This window comes from Kocuria sp. CPCC 204721 (assembly GCF_040980945.1).
Taxonomy (GTDB): Bacteria; Actinomycetota; Actinomycetes; order Actinomycetales; family Micrococcaceae; genus Kocuria; species Kocuria marina.
Window position 1 is genome coordinate 1 of sequence record NZ_JAVKPO010000052.1, and the last position, 1,060, is coordinate 1,060.

Annotated in this window: 1 protein-coding gene and 1 pseudogene; one reads left to right on the forward strand and one right to left on the reverse strand. The window is 59.3% G+C overall.

The genetic code is table 11. The features are described 5' to 3' along the window. Window positions 1–70 precede the first annotated feature (70 nt). Window positions 71–238: pseudogene (locus RF637_RS13795) on the reverse strand (recombinase family protein); the annotation flags it as partial. Window positions 239–489: 251 nt separating this feature from the next. Between RF637_RS13795 and RF637_RS13800 the strand changes: the two are divergent. Next, the gene (locus tag RF637_RS13800; RefSeq protein WP_368845126.1) at window positions 490–966 is read left to right on the forward strand and encodes a hypothetical protein; all 477 of its coding nucleotides are present in this window, start codon (window positions 490–492) and stop codon (window positions 964–966) included. The last annotated feature ends 94 nt before the right edge of the window (window positions 967–1,060 follow it).

Consider the following 1,060-nt stretch of genomic DNA (forward strand, 5'->3'; position numbering starts at 1 on the left):
GGTCAATCTTCTTCGGCATGACGCCATCCTCTCAACTCGAAAAGATGCGGCACCAAACCTGGGACGGTTCAGCAGCCACGGCCCTGTCGAACTGCGGCCGCGAAGCATGAGCTCCAGACACTCCATGATCGACATAGAGGTCATCGCGACGCACTCCAGCAGCCAGCAGATCAGACACTTGACGGTCCGCATCCTGCAGCCGCGTCGATACGCGCCCGTACCCAATCAACTTACCCACGTCAACCCCAATGTGTCTCGCAACCAACGTCCAGTACACGATTCTAGGCGCACAGATAAAGCACATAGTTGCAAGACTTGCCGGACCGCGGAAACCCGTACAGATCTGGGACCACAAAAATCCACCGACGAGACGTCTCGCATCCCTGCCTTCAGAGACACCAGCAATGAGCCGAGCATGACTCTCCAGTAAATACGTGCAATGGTTGCGATGAAGTTCACTGTTATCGGCTACAAGTCATAGGGGGAACGATGCCGTTCGAGGTGTTCGATAAGAGGATGATTCCGCTGGCCAAGGCGCCGAGCGTGACCATCCAAAAGCGTGGGGTGATCTCACTCAACAAGGCTGCCCACGACCTGATGGACAACGCCGAGACGGTGGAACTTCTCTACGACCGTGATCGCCAGGTCATGGCATTACGCGCCATCGATAATTCCTCTCCGCATGCCTATGCAGTCCGGAACGGCTCCAAGCGCGGGCCCGGGCAGGCAATCATCTCGGCTACCGCGTTCACCGCCCACTACGGCATCGACACCACCGCCACCAGGCGATGGAAGCCGTTCGTGGAGGACGGCATGCTCTGCGTTGACCTCACCACCGGGGGCACCGTAATCACTGGCAACCGCACCAAGCCGATGAATTCGGCGGAGGCTGCAGAACCAGCGGAAGCACTGGTCGACGATGTGACCCCTGACCTGTCCGCCGACGACGACTTCGACCACCCCTGACCCACTCCCCCACCCGGATATCGGGCTCTTCAGAGTTGAGTGTGGGCGCGCCGGTGGTGCGGGGTAGCTGGGGATAGACGTCGAGGTCCTCGAT